Genomic DNA, 22,234 nt, shown 5'->3' with positions numbered 1-22,234 from the left:
GCCCGGCGTCATCGAGATCGCGCTGCTCGCCGACGGCGTGCCGGCCGACAAGCTCTGTCCGCTTGACCTCGACCGCGCCTTCAAGAAGCTCGACACCATCAAGTCCGACATCGTCTGGTGGGGCGGCGGCGCTGAATCGCAGCAGCTGATCGCCTCCGGCGAAGCCGCCTTCGGCCAGCTCTGGAACGGCCGCGTCTTCGCGCTGGAGAAGGACGGCGCCGATGTCGGCGTGTCCTGGAACCAGAACCTGACCGCCGCCGACGTTCTGGTGGTGCCGAAGGGCGCCAAGAACAAGGACACGGCGATGAAGTTCCTCGCCGCGGCGAGCAGCGCCACCGGCCAGGCGAAGTTCGCCGAGGCGAGCGGCTATGCGCCCATCAACACCAAGGCCAAGGCCGAGATGCCCGCCGACGTGGTCAAGGGTCTGCCCGACGCCCATGTCGACGGCCAGATCAACCTCGACATGAACTACTGGGCCGAGCATCGCGACGAGATCGCCACGCGCTGGTACGCCTGGCAGGCGAAATAACGCCCGCCTTCTCGTGACAGAAGCGGGACGGCTTCCGCCGTCCCGCTTCGCAACCCGGGATACCGCTATGTCGGTGGAAATTGAGCAAAGCATCGCCAGAATGCGTCTTCCGACAGGCCTCGCCGGCCTGCTGCCGGCGCTGACTCTGATCGGGCTCTTCTTCGTCGTGCCGGTGCTGGCGCTGCTCCTGCGCAGCGTCACCGATCCGGCTCCCGGCCTGCAGAATTACGCTGCGCTGCTCGGCGACGGCACCTACGCGAGGGTGTTCTTCAACACATTCCTGGTCGCCTTCGTCGTCACCGTCGTCACCGTTCTCGTCGCCTTTCCGGTGGCCTGGATGCTGGCGATCATGCCGCCGGCCCTCGCCTCGCTCCTGTTCGGCATCATCATCCTGTCGATGTGGACCAACCTCTTGACCCGCACCTATGCCTGGATGGTGCTCTTGCAGCGCACCGGCGTGATCAACCGGGCGCTGATGGCCATCGGCATCACCGACCAGCCGCTGCCGCTCATCAACAACCTCACCGGCGTCACCATCGGCATGGTCTACATCATGCTGCCGTTCATGATCCTGCCTTTGGTCGGCACCTTGCGCGCGATCGACCCGATGACGCTGCGCGCGGCAGCGCTTTGCGGCGCCAGCCCGCTCGCCGCGTTCCGCCGCATCCTGTTGCCGCTCTCGCTTCCCGGCATCGCCGCCGGCGGGCTGATGGTCTTCGTCATGTCGCTCGGCTATTTCGTCACGCCGGCGCTGCTCGGCGGCACGTCGAACATGATGCTTGCCGAGATGATCGCGCAGATGATCCAGTCGCTGCTCAACTGGGGCCTCGGCAGCGCCGCCGCCTTCATCCTGCTGGTCGTCACCATGGCGCTCTACGCGCTGCAACTGCGCCTTGTCGGCTCGAAGCGACCCGCGGGAGGCGCCTGAGATGCTGCTCGACTATGACCGCCTGGGCTGGCTGAAGGCTGCGCTGCTCGCCTTCACCGCTTTGGTCGCCGCCTTCCTGCTTCTGCCTGTTGTCTTCATCGTGCTGCTCTCCTTCGGCTCGTCGCGCTGGCTGGCCTTCCCGCCGCCCGGCTGGACGCTGAAATGGTATCAGGAGCTGTTCGCCGACCCGTCCTGGATCGAGGCGGCGCTCACCAGCGCCCGCATCGCCGCCCTGACGGCAATCCTTGCCGTCGCCGTCGGCCTGCTTGCCTCATTCGCGCTGGTTCGTGGTGAGTTCCGTGGGCGCGAGATGCTGCGCGGGCTGCTGCTGACGCCGATGGTGCTGCCGGTGGTCGTCTTCGCCATCGCCATCTACGCCTTCTTCCTGCGCCTTGGCCTCGGCGGCACCACGGTCGGCTTCGTCATCGCCCACACCGTGCTGGCGCTCCCCTTCGCCATCATCCCGATTGCCACCGCGCTCGAAGGATTCGACAAGTCGATCGAGGACGCGGCCATCGTCTGCGGCGCCAGCCCACTTGAGGCCAAGCTCAGGATCACCTTGCCGTCGATCCGCATCGGCATCTTCTCCGCCGCGATCTTCTCCTTCCTCGCCTCCTGGGACGAGGTGGTCGTGGCGATCTTCATGGCGAGCCCCACCCTGCAGACCTTGCCGGTCAAGATCTGGGGCAGCCTCCGCTCCGACCTCACTCCCGTCATCGCCGCCGCCTCCAGCCTGCTGGTCGGGCTCACGCTCGCCCTCATGGTGGTGACGGCACTCTTGCGCCGAAAGTTGCCGACATGACCGAGCCTTTCCTGTCGATCCGCAAATTGCGCAAGGCTTTCGGCGCCTTCGTCGCCGTTCATGACGTGACGCTGGAGATCCCCAAAGGCGAATTCCTGACCTTCCTCGGCCCGTCAGGTTCGGGAAAATCGACGACGCTCTATGCGATCGCCGGCTTCCAGGACCCGACCTCCGGCGATGTCCGGTTGCAGGGAAAGTCGCTGCTTGCGGTGCCCTCGCACAAGCGCAACATCGGCATGGTCTTCCAGCGCTACACGCTGTTTCCGCATCTGAGCGTCGCCGAAAACGTCGCCTTCCCACTTCGCGTCCGCCGCCGGCCCGACGCCGAGGTCAAGCGCAAGGTCGCCGACATGCTCTCGCTGGTGCGGCTCGAAAGTTTCGCCGAACGGCTTCCCGGCGCGCTGTCCGGCGGCCAGCAGCAGCGCGTCGCGCTTGCCCGCGCGCTGGCCTACGATCCGCCGATCCTCCTGATGGACGAGCCGCTTTCGGCCCTCGACAAGAAACTGCGCGAGGAGATTCAGGCCGAAATACGCCGCATCCACCGCGAGACCGGCGTCACCATCCTCTATGTCACCCATGACCAGGAGGAGGCGCTGCATCTGTCCGACCGCATCGCGCTGTTCAGGGATGGCCGCATCGAGCAGATCGGCACCGGCGAGGATCTCTACCTTCGGCCCGCGACCGATTTCGTTGCCGGCTTCATCGGCAATTCGAATTTTTTGGCCGCCGAGCATCTGGAAACCGTCGGCGGCGCCGCGACCATCCGGCTTGCCGACGGCTCGGTGCTCTCAGGCATCAACGCCAATGGCAGCTTCGGCAGCGGACAAAAGGCCAGGCTGATGATCCGGCCGGAAGCGTTTCGCCTGGAGCGTGGTCCGAGAAGCGCCGAGCTTGCCGTCGAGATCGTCGATGTCGCCTTCTACGGCGAGCGCCGCCGCATCGTCGCGCGCACCGCCGCCGGGCAGGAGATCGACATCAGGCCGACATCGTCGGCCATGGCGTCGCACGATGCGACGGCAAGCCGACGGCAGGCCTTTTTCGACCCGGCCGCCGCATTCCTGTTTACCGCCTGATTGCTCTGGCGTGCCCCTATTCCGCGGCGACACTCGCCCCGGAGCGATTGGCAAGCACCAGCCCGACTTCGCCCACCGCCTGCGCGACGCGCTTCAGGATCGGCTCGGAGCGCAGCACGCCGTCGGCGAAATCCTTGTCGGTGGCATAGACCGCCGTCGACAGGGCAAGCGCCTCGAAGAAGCCGAACAGCGGCCGCAACTGGTGCTCGACGATCAGCGCATGCCGTTCGCCGCCGCCGGTCGCCAGAAGCACCACAGGCTTGCCGCGCAGGGCGGCCGGATCGATCAGGTCGAAGAAGTGCTTGAACAGGCCGGTATAGCTGCCCTTGTAGGTCGGCGAGCCGACCACCAGCACATCGGCATTGATGACTTTGTCGAGAATGGCGCGGGCCGGCTCGTCGAGATCGCGCGCCCATTTCGCCTGGCCGAGCGACGGGCCGAGATCCTCCACATCATAGGTGCTGGCCGACAGGCCATGCTGACGGGCAATATCCTTCACGACCTGTTCGACAAAGCCCCGGGTCTTGGAGGGTCGGGTGAAATTGCCGGAAAAGCCGACAACGGTGGGATTGGGCATGCTCAGGCACCTTCACGCCGCGGATGGGTTCGCGTTAATGTCTACAAGTTTGATAGACTTCAGGGCCCGATAAAAGGAACAATCGGCTTTCGGCGGCGCCGGTCCCGAACAATTTTTCCACGACCAGGCCTATTGGCGACAGCCAGCTCATGGTCCGCGGCTGCGTCGGGCTTCGCCCCGGCCAGTCTCGATGGCGAGATCGCCGAAATTGTCCTGAAGCCAGCCGATCGCGCCGGTGACATCGGCAATGACATGGCGTGCCGCCGTTGGTCCCCGAGGCTTGATCCGGATGGATATCCCGCCCGCGGCATTGGTCGTCTCGAAGCCGTTTTCATCGGATGTGTCGTCGCCGAGGAAAACCGGCCGTCGCCCGGCAAAGGGTGGAATGTCCATGAACCTCCTGATGGCGGCACCCTTGGCCGCCTCGAGCGGCATCAGCTCGACCCCGGCATTGCCGGCGATCACACGATATCCCTTCGGCAGCCGGTCCAGAGCCTGCTCGACGAGCTTCGTCGCCCGCGCAAGCAGATGCGGCGCGGCGCGCGTATGGACGGCGAGCACCGGGCCCTTGCGCTCGACATAGACGGCCTGGCTCGCCAGCTCCAGCTCGATCTCGTCGGCGAGCGCCGCCATGTCCGCCGGTTCGTCAGCGGCCTCGACAGGGCCGCCAGGGGCAAGTCTGTGCTCCAGTCCGTAGAGACCAGCAGTGCGCAGCTTCAGCGGATCGAACAGTCGGTCGACCGCCGCGACCGAGCGGCCGGTGATGAAGGCAAGCGCGCCGTCCAGCCGGCGCTCGATCGTCTGCAGCAGAAGGCGAAGCTCCTCGCTGACCGACACGGCGTCCGGATGGGCGGCGTGCTCCAGCAAGGTGCCGTCAATGTCGAGGAACAACGCCCATCGGCCTTCGGGGAGGCGTGGCGTCAACTCTGGCTGAAGATTCATCGGAGTCCGGCTACCTGTTTGCGTTCGAAGATGGGGACGACGTTGTCGGGGGTGGCCAGGCGCTCGGCGCTGGCCGTGACGCGGTCGAGCTCGCCGCGCTTGCGCAGGCGCGCCGCGTCCAGAAGCATGCTTCCGGCCCAGCGGTAGACATTGTTGTCGCGCACGATCTCGCGCATCCTACGCATCCGCTCGCGCTGCTCCTCGGCCGACATGGTCAGCGCCTGCGAGAGGGCCGCGCTCATCATCGCCGCGTCGTAGGGGTTGACGATCAGTGCTTCCAGCAACTCGCGCGAGGCGCCGGCAAAGGTCGAGAGCAGAAGCACGCCTTGCTCGTCGTCGCGCGCTGCGACGAATTCCTTGGCGACCAGGTTCATGCCGTCATGCAGGCTGGTGACCATGCAGATATCGGCGGCGCGGTAGATCTCGTAGACCGCCTTTTGCGAATGATGCTCGGCCACGATGACGACCGGCCGATAGCCGTCTGCGCCATAACGCAGGTTGAGGTCGTCGGCATAGCGCATGCATTCGTCGTACAATTGCCTGTAGGCAGGCAGCGTGCCCCTGCTGGGAGCCGCAATCTGCAGGAACACGACCTTGCCGATCAGCTCGGGATGCCTGGTGAACAATTCCTCCAGCGCATGAAAGCGATCGAGAATGCCCTTGGTGTAGTCGAGGCGCTCGACGCCGATGCACAGCTTCGCATCCGCCGGCAGCCCGAACCGGTCGCGGACGCGCGCACGGCACTCAGCGACATCGGGCAGCTTGGCCAGAAGCTGCAGGGGCCATTCGATGGAGATCGGATAGGCGTGCACCAGCGTCGTCTGGCCGCCGTAGGAAATGGCGGCGTCCGCCCGTTCGATCCGGCTTTCGAGGAAGCGGTCGACGCTTTCGGTGAAATTGTTGGCGTGGAACTGGGTATGGAAACCGATGATCGAACTGCCGAGCAGCCCGTCCAGGATACGCTCCCGCCACGGGCAGATGCTGTAGACTTCCGAGTTCGGCCACGGAATGTGCCAGAAGGTGATGACGATCGCCTCGGGCAGGCGCTCGCGGATCATGCGCGGCAGAAGCGCGAAGTGATAGTCCTGGACCAGCACGATCGGCCGCTCGTTGCGCGCCTCGGCGACCACGGTGTCGGCGAACTTGCGGTTGACCGCCTCGTAGGCGTCCCAGTCCGACTCGCGGAAGATCGGCCTTGTGAAAGCGATATGGCAGAGCGGCCAGAGACCTTCATTGGCGAAGCCGAGATAGTAGCCCTGATATTCCTCCTCGGTGAGCCACACCCTGCGCAGGGTGTAGGACGGTTTGTCGGGCGGCACCTGCACCCGGTCGTCACCGTCGACCATCTGGCGGTCCGCCGTGCCGCCGCCATAGGCGATCCAGGTGCCGGCGCAGGCGCGCGTGATCGGCTCCATCGCCGAAACCAGCCCACTCGCCGGCACGACGAGTTCGACGCCGTCGCCCTTGGTGTTGTGGATGTAAGGCTCGCGGTTGGAAACCACGATCACCTGCGCCTCCGGCAGGTCCTCGTGAAGGATCTTGCGTAAGGTTTCGGGCGACCATGTCACCAGCGCCGCGTCGACCGACTGGCCGTTCTTCTCGAATTCCCGAAGTACTTTGCGCGCCGCTTCGGAAGCCACGTCCTCGCCAGCGACGTGCACGGTCGCAGGCGTGGAATTGCGTCGATGTCGGGATATGGAAAAAAACACCGCAAGAGCGGAAAGTCCAAGACTTACCAGGAGCAGGCTCCACAGCAAGTCGATGCCTTGATCAGTCATTGATACGCCAATTTGCCACCGGCCGCCGCAGGCCTCATTCTTCTTGTTTTCGACACCTTGCCGGGCGACGGAACAGACTGCCGCGCGTCCGGTGTGATTGTGCAACGCACAAACGGACCATCGGTTCCGACATTTGTCAGGCGGCGAGCGAACCCTTGGCTAAGTTCGCACGATGAGCGGCACCAACCCCTCATGCCGGTCGGCAAGGAAGGCGACGACCCGGTCGCCGACGCGTTGGAATGTCAGGTCGACCGCCCGGTCGCCGACGGTCAGGTGCCGAAGTGTAAGCATGTCGATGCCGATCGGCAGCCTTGGCCGCGTGACGCGGACCTCGCCCTCCCACCCATCGATTTCCAGGCCGAGGCAGGCCTGCATCAGCATGAAGGCGGAGCCGGCCGACCAGGCTTGCGGCAGGCAGGCGACGGGATAGGCGATGGGCGCCTCGCCCGGCGCGCGGGTGAAGCCGCAGAACAGTTCCGGCAGCCGCATGTTGAAATGCACGGCGGACTCGAACGTGCCGCTCATCAGCCGCACCACGCTTTCGCGCTCGCCATAGCGCGCCAGGCCGACGCCGCAGATGGCGGTGTCATGCGGCCAAATCGAACCGTTGTGATAGGACATCGGGTTGAAGAACACGGCGTCGTCGGCAAGCGTCCTCAGGCCCCAGCCCGAATGGAAGGGAGCCGAAAGCAATTGGTCGGCGACCAGCTTTGCCCGCTCGGGCTGGGGCAACCCGACAAACAGAAGATGCCCGGCATTCGACGTCCGCACCTTGCAGGGCTCACCGGCGCCGTCGATCGCCAGCGCATAGAAATTCAGGTCGTCCACCCAGAAATCGCGCTCGACCGCGATCCGTATTTCCTCGGCCCGTTCCTCCCAGTGCTCGGCCTCCGCATATCCGCCCCGGCGCCGTGCCAGCGCCGCCAGCCCCCGGAACGCGGCAAAGACGTAGCCCTGCACCTCGACCAGCGCGATTGGTCCTTTGGGGATGCGGCCGTCGGCATGGAAGACGGAGTCGAAACTGTCCTTCCAGCCCTGGTTGGCGAGGCCGGATTCGGCAGCGCGCTGATAGGTGACGAACCCGGTCTCCCGGCTCGCCTCTTCAGTCCATTCGGCCGCGGCCTTGAGCGACGGCCACAGCGTGTCGATGAAGTCCATGTCGCCGGTGCGCTCCGCATAGGCGCAGGCGAGATGGATGTAGAGCGGCGTGGTGTCGACGCCGCCATAGTAACGCCCGAAGGGAAGCTCGCGCAGCGCCGCCATCTCGCCCTTGCGGGTTTCGTGCATGATCTTGCCCGGCTGTGAATCGCTGAACGGCGACGTCTCGGTCGCCTGGTGCTGGGCGAGGAAGGCAAGCACGCCGCGCGCCAGACCGGGGTTGAGCCAGAGCATCTGCAGTGCCGAGATCACCCCGTCGCGGCCGAATGCCGTCGAAAACCAGGGGATGCCGGCATAGGGATAGGGCCCTGTCGCGAGTTCGGTGGTGAGCAGCGCCACATCGGCGCGGGCGCGCTCGACCCAGTCGTTGAAGACGCGGCCCGAACTGTGCACCGTGGCGCCGTGGCGGCGCTTTGCCCGCATCCCGAAACGGGCGCGGGCCGCTGCGGCGCGGAAGCGATCGCGATCCGGGGTCTCGACAACCTCCGAACCGACCTCGACATAGAGCACCTTGCTGGAACGCTTGGTCACCGCGACGAGGAAATCGGCGCGGCTGTCCGTCAGTTGATCGGGCGCCTGAGAGAACGATATCGCCGACAGGCGCGCCAGCCCGTCCAGCCCGTCATAGCGAAGCAGCACCGACGTCGCATCGATCTTGGCCGCGTGCGCGGTGCCCCGCTTTGCCCGTGTCGAGCCGCGCACTTCGAACATGTCGCGGAAGTCGGCGGCAAAGTGCAGCGAAACGCGGATCGCCGACGTCTCCTGGCTGTAATTGGAAAGCGTGATGCGCTCGAACAGCCGGTCTTGCCAGATCAGCCTGACGCGCTCGACATGGATTGCACCTTGTGAAATGTCTCGCCCGCCGGCGCTCTGGATCGGCAGATTGGTGAGGTTGCTGGTGAACAGCACATTGTCCTGGCTGAGCGAGGCGCCGAGCAGCGAGGTCTGCCGGCCGCCGACGGTCAGCCGGAACTCCGAAAGCACGCGCGTGTCGTCGCGGAAGAAGCCGTCACCTGCGCCCCTGATGTCGCCATAGGCATCGGCCACCACGAAGCAGTCGCCCTGCTTCAGCGCGAACAGCCGGTGCGGTTCGCGCGGCGCGGTCTCGTCCAGCGAGGCAAGGGCAACGGCGGGATCAAGCTTGCGCTCGTCGAGCTCTGTCATCGGTTTCTTCCCGTTTGTTTCGCCCCCGGATCAGGCTGCGCCTCTCACGACGCCTTCGCTTCGGCTGAACCGCCGATGAGGCGCGCATAGGCCGCTGCATAGTCGCGAGCCATTCTGGTGGCGGAAAAGCGCTTTTCGAAGGCCGCCCTGACCTTTCGACGGTCCAGCCGAAGCAGCGCCGGCACTGCCTCGATCGCCTCGTCCATCGACTCCACGACAAATCCAGTCACGCCCTGGTCGATGATCTCCGGCAAGGCGCCGCGATTCCAGGCAATCGACGGCGTGCCGCAGGCCATCGCCTCGATCGGGGCAAGGCCGAACGGCTCCGGCCAATCGATGGGGAACAGCAGGCCGGCCGCCTTGCCGAGGAAGTCGGCCTTCTCGTGCTCGGCGATCTCGCCGACATAGTCGACGCGGTCACCGTCGATCAGCGGCTCGATCTCGTCATGGAAATAGGCGCGGTCGTCGTCGCCGATCTTGGCCGCCAGCTTCAGCTTCAACCCCGAGCGGCGCGCGATCTCGATGGCGCGGTCAGGCCGCTTGTCGCGCGAAAGCCGACCAAGAAAGGCAAGGTACGGTTCCTCCTTCGTCGACTCGAAAGCGGGCCGGTAGATATCGATCGGCAATCCGTGGTGGATCGTCGCCAGCCAGTTGGCCTCGGCCAGCCCCGCTCTCTGGCTGCGCGAGATGGAGATCATCGGAAAGCGCGGGAAGCGCCGGTAGGCGGGCGCCAGATCGACATAGTCCAGCCTGCCATGCGGCGTCGTCACCGTCCGTCCGGCCATATCCGCGAAGAAGGGAAAATGCAGGAAATGGCTGAGATGGAAGTGGATGAGGTCGAACTCGTGCGCTCGCTCGCGGACCTCGGCCAGCATCGCCAGATGCGCTGCTATCTCCGATTTCTTCGGGCGCGGGTCGAGGCGAAGCGCGCATTCCCGGCCAGGGATGAACCTCGCGGAGGTGCGGCTGTCGCCGCTGGCGAACAGCGTCACCTCGTGCCCCAGCGCCACCAGCGCTTCCGTCAGGTAGGAGACGATCCGCTCGGTGCCGCCATAGAGTTTCGGCGGCACGGACTCATAGAGCGGCGCGACATGGGCAATTCGCATGATGTCTCCAGCTGATTGGCACAGGGCCAAAATGCATCAGCCGGCAGATCGTTCCGGGTTCCGCTTCTCAAGCTGACAGCGCCGCGCCGACCCAGTCGAGCCGCGCGGCGGGAACGAGGCCGTAATTGTAGAAGTTGATGCCGTCGACGCCGGGCGCCCTCCCCGGCTTCACCTTGGCAGCGAGCACGTCCGCGCCGGCCATCTCCGGATAAAAGAGCCGGTAGCCGGTGCCGAGGAACTTTTCCGGGCCGAGCGCCGCGCGTCCGGCTTCGAGCAGTCCAGCGACATCGCCCGCCTGCATGTCATAGGCGCACAGGATCGCCCCATCGCAGACCTTGCCGAGCGCGGCGAGATCGCAGCCGCCGAGCCAGCCCTCCTTCAGATCGATGATGACGACCCTGGTTGACGGGTGCGCCACCTCGCGCAGCTCGGCGACCAGGCTGGTCACCGGCTCGAAGCGCCAGGCGAGATAGGCGTGAAGTTCCGGCCACGGCAGGAAGGTATCGAGCCCGCTTGCCGGAAAGTCGGGAAAGCGCCGCTCGGGCACGGCGCGCTCGCAGGCCTCGGCGATCCATTGCCTGACCAGCTTTCGCGCCGGCTCGCCATCGACACCGGCCTTGGCGGCGCGATCCAGGCAGGATGGGCAGAAGCACAGCGACAGCAGGAAATCGTCCTCCGGCGTCAGGCCGACACCATCTTTTTCGTGATGGTACTCATGCGCAAAGCCCATGAAGGATGGGCTCTCGAGCTCGATCCTGTCCGGCCTGTAGCCGTGCGAGATATCCGCGACCAGCGCGCGGACATAGGCGCGCGCGTCCGGATGCGAGGGACAGAGATTGTAGTAGTTGGCATCGCCGAAGGCGTTGCGGGTGACGGCCTCGGGGTGAAGCATGCCGAGGCGGGTGTTGTGCAGGCAAACTGTCCAGCACGAGACCCCAGGCCGGCCCGCCTCGCGACGGCGCACGAGCTGGCCGAGCACGTCGCCGCCTTCGCCGATCACATCGGCCACCTTGGGCTGGATGGCAAGGTCGGCCCAGCGCGCCGCCGTCGGCTGGAAGTAGATGGTGCCGTCCTCCGGAAAGTAGGCCTTCCGGCGCGGGCTGCGCGGCTGCAGGAACCGCCCGGCATGGTAGGACGTGGCGAGGCTGATCATGTTCAGTCCCGCGCGCTGGGTTAGATCGCGTTCGACCGTCTCAAGGCCGAGATCCTGGATGTCCCAGGGATAGGTCCACATCGATAGCTGCATGCTGATCCTCGAGTTCGTAGTGAGGCCAGGAGCCTCGGTCTTCAGCCTTCGACCGGCTCGGCCACCTGCATCAGACAGTCGCCAGCCTCGCACATCGTGTGCAGCCGGCGCGACAGCACGATGCCGCTCTCGGCGAAATGCAAGGCTTCCTCGTCGACATCAAGCCGTTCGAGGTCGTGATACCAGCCGGCCAATTGTCCAGCGCTCACGCTGTCACCGAGCCTGACGGCGGGCTCGAACCAGCCGCGCCGCGTCGCATAAATGCCCTGACTGTGGCGGGATAGCGAAAGCAGGCGCGTTGGAGCGGCAGCCTTGGCATCCGGCGCGAGCACAGGGGCCTCGACCACGCCCAGCGCCACCATCAGCCTGTCGAGTGCGCGCGCGGTGAGCGCCATGGAATCCACCGTCGCCGTGCCGCCGCCGCCGAACTCGCCGCTGACACCGACGGCGCCGGCCCGGCGCGCGGCACCCATCGAGGTTGGCGAGGCTGTGCCATTGTCGGCAATGAAGCCATAGGGCATGCCGAGCGTGCGCATCAATTCGAAGCCGCGCCGGTGGCGCTCGGGCTCGGCATTGCGTTCGACCAACGCCGTCGGCAGATGCTCCATCGAGGTGCCGCCGGAATGGATGTCGAAGACGACGTCGTGGCGGGAAAACAGCTTGGTCTCGGGGAAAATGGCCAGCCGGCTGGTCGGCGTGCCCGAGGGATCGCCCGGAAAGGCGCGGTTGAGGTCGCCGCCGTCGAGCGGCGAGCAGCGCTTGGCGGCCATCACCGCCGGCGCGTTCGCCATCGGCAGGATGGTGACGCGACCCCTGATCCGCTTGGGATCGAGCCTGCGCACAAGCTTGGCCAACGACAACTCGCCCTCATATTCGTCGCCGTGATTGCCGGCCATCAAAAGCAGCGACGGGCCTTCGCCGTTGCGGATCAGGCAGATCGGCACCTTGACCTGGAAATAGGGCGAGCGGTCGATCGAGAACGGAATGCTCAAGTGCGCGAGCGTCTTGCCGTCGCGGTCGAAATCGAGCGTATGGACGAGGCCGGTATGCATGGCTCCCCCCTCAGACAGCCGCGACCGCCGTGACCTCGATGCGCAGGTCCGGATCGGCCAGCCGCGCCTCGACGCAGGCGCGGGCAGGCAGCCGCGTTGGGTCCACCCAGGCATCGTAGATCTTGTTCATCGCATCGAAGTCGCCGATCTGCGGCAGGAAGATGTTGACCGCTACGAGCTTCGACTTGCTGCTGCCGGCTTCGATGAGCAGCGACTCGATCTTGGCCAGCACATCGCTGGTCTGCGCCTCGATCCCGGCCTTGCGGTCGTTGGCGACCTGTCCTGCTATGTGCACCATGCCCCCATAGACGACGGCCTGCGACATTCGGGAGCCAGACTGGAAGTATTTGATCATGTCGGATCCTTTCGAGGTTCTCTTCTTGTGGCCCTGGTCAGCCGAAATAGGTCGGGAAGGCGTGCGTCACATGCCCGCTCCCATCGACGCCGAAGATGACGCGGTAGCGGTCGAGGCAGGTGCAAGGATGCGAAATGCCGAATTCGATGACGTCGCCGACGGCGATGTCATCGTCCGGCTGAAGCGACAGGAAGGCGTGCTGGTCGTTGAGTTTCACGACCTCGCCTCTTAGCGGCACCGCAAGCGACTGGCCGCCGCGATAGACCGTGAGCGGCTTCGGGAAGCCCTGGTCGAACGAGACGTCGCGCATGCCCATGCCGCAGATGGCGAGACCGGTCTCCGGCCGCGACAGCACCTCCGCCCAGATGCGCAGCGCCGGGCGGAACGAACGCCGCGCCGAAGCGCCGGCGCCATCGACGGCAAAACCGTTGCGGGCATCGACCGCGCCCAGCGATCGGTCGTAGACGCCATGGTCGTGGAAGAAGATGGCGCCGCTGCGCAGCACCAGCCTCGCGTTGCCGTCCTTCGCGGCAAGCGGCGAAAGCGCCGCGACCACCTTGTCGAAGAAGACCGAACCACCGGCCGTCATGATCAGCGGCGCCTCGCCGCCGACACGGGCGCGCAGCCTGAGGAACATGTCGCCGACATTCGCCAGCAGCGCCGAGACGACCTCGTCGGTGCGCACCGGATCGGGCTGCGCGGCTGCCCCTTCATAGGTCGCAACGCCTGCGATCAGCAAGCGTCCGCCGGTCGCCGCGATCGCATCGGCGATCGCCTCGGCCTCGGCGGTGCTTCGCGCACCTGCCCTCGCCGCGCCAAGCTCGACCAGCACGCGCAACGGAGCAAGCGCAGCATTGGCGAGCCAGGCCTGCGCCAGCGCGTTCACGGCGGCGACCGAGTCGGCGAAGACATAGAAGTCGGCGCTCGGCCAGGCAGCGGCGAGCGCCGCGAGCCGGCTCGCGCCGCCCGTGCCGCCGACCTCGTTGGCGATGATCAGCCGCGTCAATCCGGCCTTGAGCATCACCGTGGCCTGCCTGATGTCGGCGACCGTGGTGCCCCACGCGCCAGCCTGGACCAGTGACCGAGCAAGATCGGGCGCCATCGGCGTCTTGGCATGCGGCGCGATCTCTGCGCCATGCCCACGGACATAGCGCAGGAACAGGTCGCGATTTGACGCGAAGGCGGCCTCGTCGAGCGTCAGCAAAGGCAGCGACATGCGGCCACCAGCAGGATGCCAGCCTTGCAGTCCGACATGGCTGCTGTCTAGCGCGGCCGTGCCGGGCGGCACGCCGCGAATGCGGTCGTCGAGCCAAAAATTTTCATGCACGGCAAGCGGCGGAGCCGATGTGTTCTCGCTCATCGAATGCTACCTCTTGCGCCATCGCCAAACGAGGGCCTGACCGATTGCCGGCGCTCCCCACAGCCTGCGAGAAACGCGTGCCAGCCCCCTACTCCGGACCGATCATCGACGCCCATCATCATCTCTGGGACCTCGGCCTCGGCCGGCACCCCTGGCTGAACGCCACGGCCGGCGAACGCGGCGGCCTCGGCGAGCTTGGCCCGTTGCGTCGCAACTATCTTCCCGACGATTACCTCCGCGACGCCGGCCGGCACGATGTCGTCGCCAGCGTGCATGTCGAAGCCGGCTGGGCCACCGACGACTGCGTGGGCGAGACGCGCTGGCTGGAGACGCTCGGCAAGTCGCGGGGCATCCCTGCACGCTATGTCGTCCATGTGCCGCTGGCCAGCCGGCAGGCGCCGGCGCTGTTCGAGGCGCAGGCCGCGTTCGACCGCGTCGTCGGCGTCCGCGACATTCTGAGCTGGGATCCTGATCCGGCGCGCCGCTTCGCCGCCCGCGACGGCATCATGGACGATCCGGCCTGGCGCTCCGGACTGAAGCTGCTCGGGCGCTACGGTCTCTCCTTCGACCTGATGGTGTTCCCGCGCCAACTGGCTGACGCCGCTCGCCTCGCCGCGGCGTTTCCGGACCAGCAATTCGTCCTCAACCATTGCGGCAGCCCGATCGACCGTGACGCCGACGGCATGCGCAGGTGGCGCGACGGGCTGCGCCTGCTGGCGCAGCGCGACAACGTCGCCGTCAAGATCTCCGACCTCGTCGCCTACGATCATGACTGGACGCTCGACAGCCTGCGGCCGGTGGTCCTGCACTGCATCGACTGCTTCGGCACGAAGCGCGCCATGTTCGGTTCCGACTTTCCCGTCGCCGGCCTGCATGCCTCGTTCGATGAGGTGTATGACAGCTTCAAAGCCATTTCGGCTGGCCTTTCCGCGGACGAGCAGGCGGCGCTGTTTTTCGACACCGCAAGGCGCATCTACCGGCTGGACGAATTGTCATCGGCGGGCCTGCTCCCTGCCTGAGAGAAGCAGCAGGCCGAGGATCAGCGAGCCGAACAGGATGCTGCGCCAGCCGGGCGATGCGTTGACGACGGTGATCAGCGCGGTGATCGTCACCAGCAGGATCGCGCCGGGAATGGTCCCGGCATAGGTGCCGAGCCCGCCGAGAATGGACGTGCCGCCGAGCACCACCGCCGCGATCGAGGCAAGCAGGTAGGGATCGCCGATCCCGACATAGCCCTGTCCGTTCATGCCGAGCACAAGCACGCCGGCGAGCCCCGCGGTGAAGCCGCTGATGCCGTAGACGGCAAGCGTCGTCAACGTTACCGGCACGCCGGACAGGGTAGCGGCAAGCGGATTGGCGCCCATGGCGAAGATGCGCGCGCCGAAAGGCGTGGCGTGCATGACCGTCAGCACGATCGCGGAAACGGCCACCCAGAGCAGAATGCCCGCGGGAATCCCGGCCGGCCGCGCATTGCCGAGCCAATGGACGAGCGGGTTTTCGGCCGTAACGGCGCTGCCGCCCGCAATGATGATCAGCAGACCCTGCAGGAAGGTCGCCATGGCCAGCGTCATGATCATCGGATGAACGCGCAGCAGCGCGACGCCAAGTCCATTGACCAGGCCGATCATTGTGGTCAGCGCAACCACCGCGAGGACCGGCGCAAGGCCGGTCGGATCGGCCTGCCATGACAGCAACGGCAGGCTGATGGCGCTGACGGTGACGATCGCCGCGACGGAAAGATCGATGCCGCCGGCGATCACGACGAAGGTCTGGCCCGCAGCGACCAGGCCGATCACGGCGCCAAGTTCGACCAGATAGCGCAGATGGCCATAGGCGCCGAAGCCACGCGAGGCGAAGCTCGCGCCGATCCAGACCGCCGCGACGATGGCGACGGTAAGGAAAGGCCGGCTCTTCAGGATCGCCACGGCGCGCCTGCCGCCCGCGCTGTCGTTCCAGGCTGTCATGGCTGCACCTTGCGAAATTGCGGGATGGCGACGGCGCCGATGATGATCAGCCCCTGCGCGACATACTGCGCCACCGGCGTGAAGCCGAGGAAGAACATGACGCTGATCATCAGGCTGAGCAGCAGGCTGCCGGCCAGCGCGCCGCGCATGGTGCCCTGCCCGCCGAGGAAGCCGATGCCGCCGAGCACGGCGGCGGCGATGGAGTTGAGCGTGAAGGCGTTGCCGATCACCGGATCGCCCGAGCCCGTCTGCGCCGCGACGAAGAGGCCGGCGCTGGTCGAGAGCAGGCCGCTGATCGCATAGGCGGCGACGCGCGCCATATCGACCGGCACGCCGGACCGATAGGCGCCGACCGGATTCTCGCCGGCGGCATAGAGGCTCAATCCCAGCGGCGTCGCCAGATAGAGCTTCCACAGCAGGACAATCATCACCAGAAGCACGAAGGCTGCGGGGGTATCGCCGGCCAGCAGGTCGGAGAGCCATTCCGGGATGGCGCCACCTGGCCGCGGCAGGACCAGCAGCGCGGCCCCGCCGATGATGAAGGAGCCGGCGAGCGTCACCACGATCGCCGGCAGGCGAAGCCGCACCACGATGAAGCCGGTGACGGCCCCGATGCCGAGTCCGGCCACTGCAACGGCAGCAGCGCCGCCGGCGACGCCGAGCGGCCCGGCCATGGTGGTCGCGGCGATGACGGCGCCGAGGCTGACGGTGGCGCCGATCGCCAGGCTGATGCCGCCGGCGAGCATGAGGATCGCCTGCGCCATCGCCACCAGCGCCAGCGGAAACCAGCTCTGGGTGAATTTGGCGAAGCCGGAGGCCGTGAACAGACCGGGGAACAGCACGCCGTAGGCGATGAGAAACGCCAGCACGACGACGAACAGGCTGCGCACGCCGATGTTGCGGCGCGCTTGCACCGGCCAGTAGAGCGAGCCGGCAGGTTTCGCGGAGGAAGAAATGCTCATGCCGCGACCTTCTGCTTCTCGGCGCCCATCGCCGCCGACACGATGGCTTCTTCGCTCAGCGCCGCGCGCTCGAGGGTGGCGACGATGCGGCCTTCCCGCACCACCGCCACGCGGTCGCACAGATGCACCAATTCCGGCGTGTCGGAGCTGAGCAGTACGACGGCCTTGCCGGCGGCGGCGAAGGCGCGCAGCATCAAATAGATCTCGCGCTTGGTCTCGACATCGACGCCGCGCGTCGGGTCGTTGAGCAGCAGGACCAGCGGATCGTGCGGCATCCATTTCGCCAGCGCCACTTTCTGCTGGTTGCCGCCGGAAAGCGCCTGCGCCGGCCGTTCGAGATCGCCCTTGATGGCAAGCTGCGCGGCAAGGCCCTTTGCCGTCTTGCGCTCAGCCAGGCGGCTGCGCAGCTTCAGCGCCGGCAGTCGCGCGAAAGCAGGCAGCATCATGTTGGTGATGATCAGGTGGATCAGATGCAGTCCCTCGCGCTTGCGGTCGGCCGGCACATAGGCGAGGCCGAGCGCATTGGCCTTCGGCACGCCCCCGGGCAGGCCCGACGCGCCATTGACGCTCGCCGAAGCCGTCCTTGCCGGAATGGCGCCGTAGAGGCCGAGCAGCAGATCCTCCTGCCCCTGCCCAACCAGGCCGCCGATGCCCAGCACCTCGCCCGTCCTGATGTCGAGATCGACGTCGCGCATCAGGCCGGCCGAGAAGTTGCGGACCGAGATCGCCGTGGCCGTCGACGCGGAAGGCTGCCACCTGGGAAAGAGATCGCCGGGGTCGCGGCCGACCATCAGCCGCACCAGCCCGGCGGCATCGGTTCCGTCCAGCGAGCGGTCCGCCGTGCAGGTGCCGTCCTTCAGCACCGTGACATGCTGGCAGAGCGCCATCACTTCGTTCAGCCGGTGCGAGATATAGAGGATGGCGATGCCTTCCCGACGCAACCGTTCAAGAAGGTCTGTCAGGATTTTCGTTTCCGTCGCCGACAGCGACGAGGTGGGCTCGTCAAGGATCAGCACGCGCGGCCGGCGGTAGAGCGCCTTGGCGATCTCCACCATCTGCCGGCGCCCGAGCGGCAGATGCCCGACCGGCGTCGACAGCGGCTCGTGCAGCCCGACGAGGCCGCACGCCGCCCTGGCCCGGGCGGCGAGCTCATTGTAGTCGACCAGGCCGAAGCGCTTCGGATAGGCGCCGAGGCCGATGTTCTCGGCAATCGAAAGGCTGGCCGTCAGGCTGAGTTCCTGCTGCACGACGGCAATGCCCGCCTGCCGCGCCAGCGCCGGCGTCATGCGCGCGACGGCGCGCCCGTCGACCTCGATCGTCCCACCGTCCGGGCGCAGCGCGCCGGACAGAAGGTTGATCAGCGTCGACTTTCCGGCGCCGTTCTCGCCGAGCAGCGCATGCACGCGGCCGGGCTGGAGAGCGATCGAAACCTCGCGCAGGACGGGGTTGCCGAAGAAAGCCTTCGACACCCCCCGCGCGGCAAGGAGCGGAGCCCTGGTTGTCAATGCTACAACCCTTCCGGCTTATTTCTGCGCCAGCAGCTTCTTGAACAGCTCCTCATCGTAGGGCGAATAGATGTAGCCGTCAGCCGGGAAATCCTTGGCCCTGGCGAGGTATTCGTCGATGTTGGAATTGTCGATCACCGGCAGCGGGATCTTGACGAAGGCCGGCACGTCCTTGCCTTCAAGCGCCTGGACAGCGGTGTAGGTGGCGAAGGCGCCGAGCCAGTTCGGCTGCATGGTGGCCCAGCTCTTCAGGCCCTTTTCCTTCCACAGTTCGAGGAACTGGCGCGCGTTCTCGCCGGTGATCGGCACCTGGTCGCGGCCCTGCTTGTCGAGCGCCAGCACCGCGCCCGCCGACAGCGCGCCGCCAAGCGACAGGATGCCGTCGATCTCGGGATTGGCGAACAGCAGGCTGGTGACGGCTTCCTGCGCCGGTGCGACATTGTAGGGCGTGTTGGTCTCGGCCAGGACCTTCACATCGGGATGCGCCTTGAGCTCGGCATCGGCGCCCTTGCGGCGGTCGTCGCTGACCGAGACGCCGGCCGGGCCGTTGAGGATCAGGATTTTGCCCTTGCCGCCGATGGCGTCGATCAGGAATTTGGCGGCCTGGTCGCCCCACTGCGAGGAATCGGTGTTGACCTTGGCGGTCACCTGGTCGGTGTCGACGAGGCTGTCGAAATTGATGATGGCGATGCCCTTGGCGCAGGCGTCGGCGATGACGCGCGCCGGGGCGGTCGAGGAACCGGCAATCAGGATGATGGCGTCGACATTGGAATCGATCATCGACTGGATCTGCTGGATCTGGACGTTGGCGTCGCCCTGGGCGTCGGTCACCACCAGCTTGTCGACCAGACCCTGCTTCTTCAGCGCCTCGACCTCGGCCTCGATGGTGCCCTGCGTCTGCTTCATCCAGGTCGGCACCGAATAAATGTTGGCCCAGCCGATCGTGTACGGCGCCTTGCGGTCGCCCTTGATGCATTTGGCGGCGGCATTGGCTTGCGAGCCTACGCCCAGGGCCAGGACGAGACCGAGGCAAAGGGCGCTGGCGGATGCGAAAAACGACGATTTCATCATGACTGTTCCCCTTCAGTGGTTGTGTCCGGGCGCGCGGGGTCGGGACGACAAAACCCGCCGGTTGCCGCGTTGCGGAACCGCCCGTTTTTTCGTCTGGACTTCTCTGTCCGGCTCGTTAATCTGTCCGGTATTTCAGACATCATGTCTGTATATCGGACAGAAGGGATGCTAGACCGAGCCTTGACTTCTTTCAAGCGTCTTGAGACGAGGACTTAAAAATGATTTCGGGCGGCTGAAATGAGCGATGGCAAGACCGATCTGATCGAGGCTGGCGGTGCGTCACCGCAAGGTGGCGAGCGGCGCCGTGGCATCGACCGCGTCATCATGCTGCTCGAGGCGCTGCTCAGGCACCGCGCGCCGGTGCGCGTCGGCGACCTCGCCAAGATGATCGGTGCGCCGCGCTCGACCACCTACGAGATCGTCAACCGCCTGCTCGAAGCCGAGATGCTCGAGACTGTCGGCACCGAGGGCTATGTCTATTTCGGCCGGGCGATGCACCTGTTCGGCTGGGCCTATTCGCACCACAACGCGCATTACCGGCGCATCCTGGAGACGCTGGACAGGATGGCGGCGGAGACCGGCGAGACGGTTCAGATGTGTGGGCTGCGCGGCAACAAATACGTCGTCCTCGACTGCCGCGATTCGCCCGGACCGTTCCGCATTTCCAGCGATGTCGGCGTCGAGGTGCCGATTCCGTGGACGGCGTCGGGACGTCTGCTGGTCGGCCATATGGGCAAGGAAGAGCTGAAGAGCTTCATTCCCGCCGGCGACTACAAACTGCCCGACGGCCGGATCATTCCTGCGGAAGAATTCTTCGCCGACGTCGAACTGGCGCGCCAGCAGGGCTTCAGCGAGACCGCGGCACTCGCTGACCGCTTCACCTGGTGCATGGCCGCGCCGATCCAGGACGGCCACGGCGCCATCAACAAGACGCTCTGTTTCGTCCTGCCCGTCGACACGCCCGAGGCGCGCCGAAGCGAGTTGCTGGCCCTGCTGCGCGAACGCGCCAGCGGCCTGTCGTTGGCGGGAAGCTAGCTCTCGCCGACCGGCTCACCGAGTTCGGCCACGAGATCGCGGTGCGGCCGAAGCGCCGGATGCTTGGCCTGAAAGGCGGCGGCCTGATCGGATTCTGATGCCCGCGACTGCTTTGCGAAACGCGCCTCTGCCAGGCAACGCCGCCGGGCCATCGGCCCCTGCCTTCTTGGCCGCACGAGGAAAAGAGCGGCAAGGCGGAGCTGAACCACGGGGTCTCTACCGGCGCAGCCTATCTTCCGGATGCGTCGATTGCCGCGCAACCGGTCCTGCGGCCATGCGCTGAAATGAGTAGCGGCCGTAATATTAACTGTTATGCCAAGCAGGATGTTGACGCCTCCTCGCTGACAGGGTTAATAATACCCTAATATAAGCGTCGAATAAAATGGCCCCCGACCGGCAACAACGGGTTAAGCGACGCTAAAGGGGCTGGGGAGACGCAGCGCGGCGATCGCTTTCGCCGCAGCCATCACCATTTGAGCCACCACCCGCCTGTGACCGGCCACGCATTTTGCTGGCCGTAGCTCAGCGCCGGCATCGGGGCCCTCTGGTGCGCTGATACAATCGATGTCTGCCGGTATCTGCGCGCCGGCTGTGCAACATTTTCAGTCAAGAAGCGGCTGGTCTTTCAATGGGGTCGACAGGCGGTGGGGCGTCTGTCGTTAAACAACAGGGGTGAAAAATGGCTACTCAGGTCACCGGTGCCGGCGGCACCACGACGTCTTTTTCCAACACACCGCAGGCCAAGGATGACACCTTCCTCTATTCGGAAGATGCGACTGGCATTCTGATTCTGAATGTGCTGGCGAACGACCTGGGCGGCGCGGCCAAGACTCTCTACTCCATCGACGACACCATCAGTGCCTCGACAGCGACGAAGACATATGCGCCGGCGGACCTGCTGACCAAGGACATTACATACTCCAGCTCCAACGACAGCGCGGGAGCCGCCGGGACCACCGACACCAGCCAACTGGGCGCCAAGATCTGGATAGCCAGTGACGGCACGATCCACTACAGCACGGCCAGCATCGACGGACTGTTGCAGTCGCTTGCCGCCGGACAGGTCCTTGTCGACTATGTGACCTACGCCATCCAGCTCGGCAACGGCACGCTGAGCTGGGCCACCGCCGCCATCCAGTTCACCGGCACGAACGACAAGCCGGACATCCATCTGGTGACCACGGACAGCGCCGCCGCGTCGCTCACCGAGACCAATTCGCCCCTGACCGCCAGCGGCACGCTGACGGTGAACGATGCAGATGTTTCCGATACGGTGAGCGCGAGCGTGACCTCGGTGTCGCTCGGCGGCACCACCGGCGGACTGAACAGCGCCGCCGTAATCAACATGCTGACGGTGTCGCCGGCATCGCTGTCGGCCAATCCGGGCGAGACCCACAATCTGACCTGGACCTTCAACTCGACGCCCCAGGCCTTTGATTTTCTTGCCGCCGGCGAGACGCTGACCCTCACCTACACGATCACGGCCGACGACGGCCATGGCGGCAGCGACAGCCAGCTCGTCACCGTCACCATCCATGGCACCAACGACAGCGCGGTGATCGGCGGCGTCTCGACCGACGACGTCACCGAGGACAATGGCGCCGACGGCATCGTTGCCGGCAACCTG

Annotated in this window: 20 protein-coding genes; 7 read left to right on the top strand and 13 right to left on the bottom strand. The window is 66.0% G+C overall.

From position 1 onward, the window contains the following. The 4 genes from EN738_RS11215 to EN738_RS11200 form a co-directional block, all read left to right on the top strand. On the top strand, positions 1-529 hold a 529-nt coding region (locus tag EN738_RS11215; RefSeq protein WP_127283732.1), incomplete at its 5' end, for an extracellular solute-binding protein. A gap of 67 nt (positions 530-596) precedes the next feature. Beyond that, positions 597-1,457 carry an ABC transporter permease gene (locus tag EN738_RS11210; protein WP_127283731.1) on the top strand — a complete coding sequence of 287 codons (861 nt, stop codon included), beginning with the start codon at positions 597-599 and terminating at the stop codon, positions 1,455-1,457. Position 1,458: 1 nt separating this feature from the next. After that, positions 1,459-2,259, top strand: a complete 801-nt coding sequence (locus EN738_RS11205; protein WP_127283730.1) for an ABC transporter permease — start codon at positions 1,459-1,461, stop codon at positions 2,257-2,259. Beyond that, positions 2,256-3,332 carry an ABC transporter ATP-binding protein gene (locus tag EN738_RS11200; protein WP_127283729.1) on the top strand — a complete coding sequence of 359 codons (1,077 nt, stop codon included), beginning with the start codon at positions 2,256-2,258 and terminating at the stop codon, positions 3,330-3,332. The genes EN738_RS11205 and EN738_RS11200 overlap by 4 nt, the downstream gene beginning before the upstream one ends. A gap of 16 nt (positions 3,333-3,348) precedes the next feature. On the opposite strand, the gene msuE is transcribed toward EN738_RS11200, so the two are convergent. The 9 genes from msuE to EN738_RS11155 form a co-directional block, all read right to left on the bottom strand. After that, positions 3,349-3,909, bottom strand: a complete 561-nt coding sequence (msuE, locus tag EN738_RS11195) for an FMN reductase (RefSeq protein WP_127283728.1) — start codon at positions 3,907-3,909, stop codon at positions 3,349-3,351. 147 nt (positions 3,910-4,056) lie between these two features. Next, entirely contained in the window at positions 4,057-4,851 is a 795-nt protein-coding gene (gene otsB, locus EN738_RS11190; RefSeq protein ID WP_127283727.1) for a trehalose-phosphatase, read from the bottom strand. Continuing rightward, positions 4,848-6,629 (bottom strand): trehalose-6-phosphate synthase, encoded by a 1,782-nt coding sequence (locus EN738_RS11185; RefSeq protein WP_127283726.1) that lies wholly within the window; start codon positions 6,627-6,629, stop codon positions 4,848-4,850. Before EN738_RS11185 ends, otsB begins: the two co-directional genes overlap by 4 nt. A 159-nt stretch (positions 6,630-6,788) precedes the next feature. Then, positions 6,789-8,951, bottom strand: a complete 2,163-nt coding sequence (locus tag EN738_RS11180) for an amylo-alpha-1,6-glucosidase (protein WP_127283725.1) — start codon at positions 8,949-8,951, stop codon at positions 6,789-6,791. A gap of 44 nt (positions 8,952-8,995) precedes the next feature. Continuing rightward, the gene (locus EN738_RS11175; protein WP_127283724.1) at positions 8,996-10,057 is read right to left on the bottom strand and encodes a glycosyltransferase family 4 protein; all 1,062 of its coding nucleotides are present in this window, start codon (positions 10,055-10,057) and stop codon (positions 8,996-8,998) included. Positions 10,058-10,124: 67 nt separating this feature from the next. Then, complete coding sequence (locus EN738_RS11170; RefSeq protein ID WP_127283723.1) at positions 10,125-11,303, bottom strand: hypothetical protein; 1,179 nt, start codon at positions 11,301-11,303, stop codon at positions 10,125-10,127. 41 nt (positions 11,304-11,344) lie between these two features. Then, positions 11,345-12,355, bottom strand: coding sequence for a succinylglutamate desuccinylase/aspartoacylase family protein (locus tag EN738_RS11165; RefSeq protein WP_127283722.1), 1,011 nt, complete (start codon positions 12,353-12,355; stop codon positions 11,345-11,347). Positions 12,356-12,365: 10 nt separating this feature from the next. Continuing rightward, positions 12,366-12,710: a RidA family protein gene (locus EN738_RS11160; RefSeq protein WP_127283721.1), complete on the bottom strand. Its 345-nt coding sequence runs from the start codon at positions 12,708-12,710 to the stop codon at positions 12,366-12,368. 37 nt (positions 12,711-12,747) lie between these two features. Next, positions 12,748-14,070 carry an alanine racemase gene (locus tag EN738_RS11155; RefSeq protein ID WP_127283720.1) on the bottom strand — a complete coding sequence of 441 codons (1,323 nt, stop codon included), beginning with the start codon at positions 14,068-14,070 and terminating at the stop codon, positions 12,748-12,750. Between the two features lie 77 nt (positions 14,071-14,147). On the opposite strand from EN738_RS11155, the gene EN738_RS11150 reads away from it, so the two are divergent. Then, positions 14,148-15,089, top strand: a complete 942-nt coding sequence (locus EN738_RS11150; protein ID WP_127283719.1) for an amidohydrolase family protein — start codon at positions 14,148-14,150, stop codon at positions 15,087-15,089. On the opposite strand, the gene EN738_RS11145 is transcribed toward EN738_RS11150, so the two are convergent. From EN738_RS11145 to EN738_RS11130, 4 genes are read right to left on the bottom strand one after another with little or no spacing between them, the layout of a single operon-like run. Beyond that, positions 15,063-16,034, bottom strand: coding sequence for an ABC transporter permease (locus tag EN738_RS11145; protein WP_127283718.1), 972 nt, complete (start codon positions 16,032-16,034; stop codon positions 15,063-15,065). The two genes, EN738_RS11150 and EN738_RS11145, sit on opposite strands and share 27 nt — an antisense overlap. Continuing rightward, the gene (locus EN738_RS11140) at positions 16,031-16,996 is read right to left on the bottom strand and encodes an ABC transporter permease (protein WP_127283717.1); all 966 of its coding nucleotides are present in this window, start codon (positions 16,994-16,996) and stop codon (positions 16,031-16,033) included. Before EN738_RS11140 ends, EN738_RS11145 begins: the two co-directional genes overlap by 4 nt. Then, the gene (locus tag EN738_RS11135; RefSeq protein ID WP_127283716.1) at positions 16,993-18,501 is read right to left on the bottom strand and encodes a sugar ABC transporter ATP-binding protein; all 1,509 of its coding nucleotides are present in this window, start codon (positions 18,499-18,501) and stop codon (positions 16,993-16,995) included. Before EN738_RS11135 ends, EN738_RS11140 begins: the two co-directional genes overlap by 4 nt. 18 nt (positions 18,502-18,519) lie before the next feature. Further along, on the bottom strand, positions 18,520-19,572 hold the full coding sequence (locus tag EN738_RS11130) for an ABC transporter substrate-binding protein (RefSeq protein WP_127283715.1): 1,053 nt from the start codon (positions 19,570-19,572) through the stop codon (positions 18,520-18,522). A gap of 237 nt (positions 19,573-19,809) precedes the next feature. Here EN738_RS11130 and EN738_RS11125 point away from each other — a divergent pair, with 237 nt between their 5' ends. Beyond that, on the top strand, positions 19,810-20,607 hold the full coding sequence (locus EN738_RS11125; protein ID WP_127283714.1) for an IclR family transcriptional regulator: 798 nt from the start codon (positions 19,810-19,812) through the stop codon (positions 20,605-20,607). A 679-nt stretch (positions 20,608-21,286) separates the two neighbouring features. After that, the coding region (locus EN738_RS11120; protein WP_210214072.1) for a VCBS domain-containing protein at positions 21,287-22,234 on the top strand (948 nt) is incomplete at its 3' end.

Origin of the sequence: Mesorhizobium sp. M4B.F.Ca.ET.017.02.2.1 (genome assembly GCF_003998955.1) — a bacterium.
Classification (GTDB): Bacteria; Pseudomonadota; Alphaproteobacteria; order Rhizobiales; family Rhizobiaceae; genus Mesorhizobium; species Mesorhizobium abyssinicae.
The sequence above is the reverse complement of the archived record's forward strand: the minus strand, read 5'-3'. Positions and strand labels throughout refer to the sequence as shown.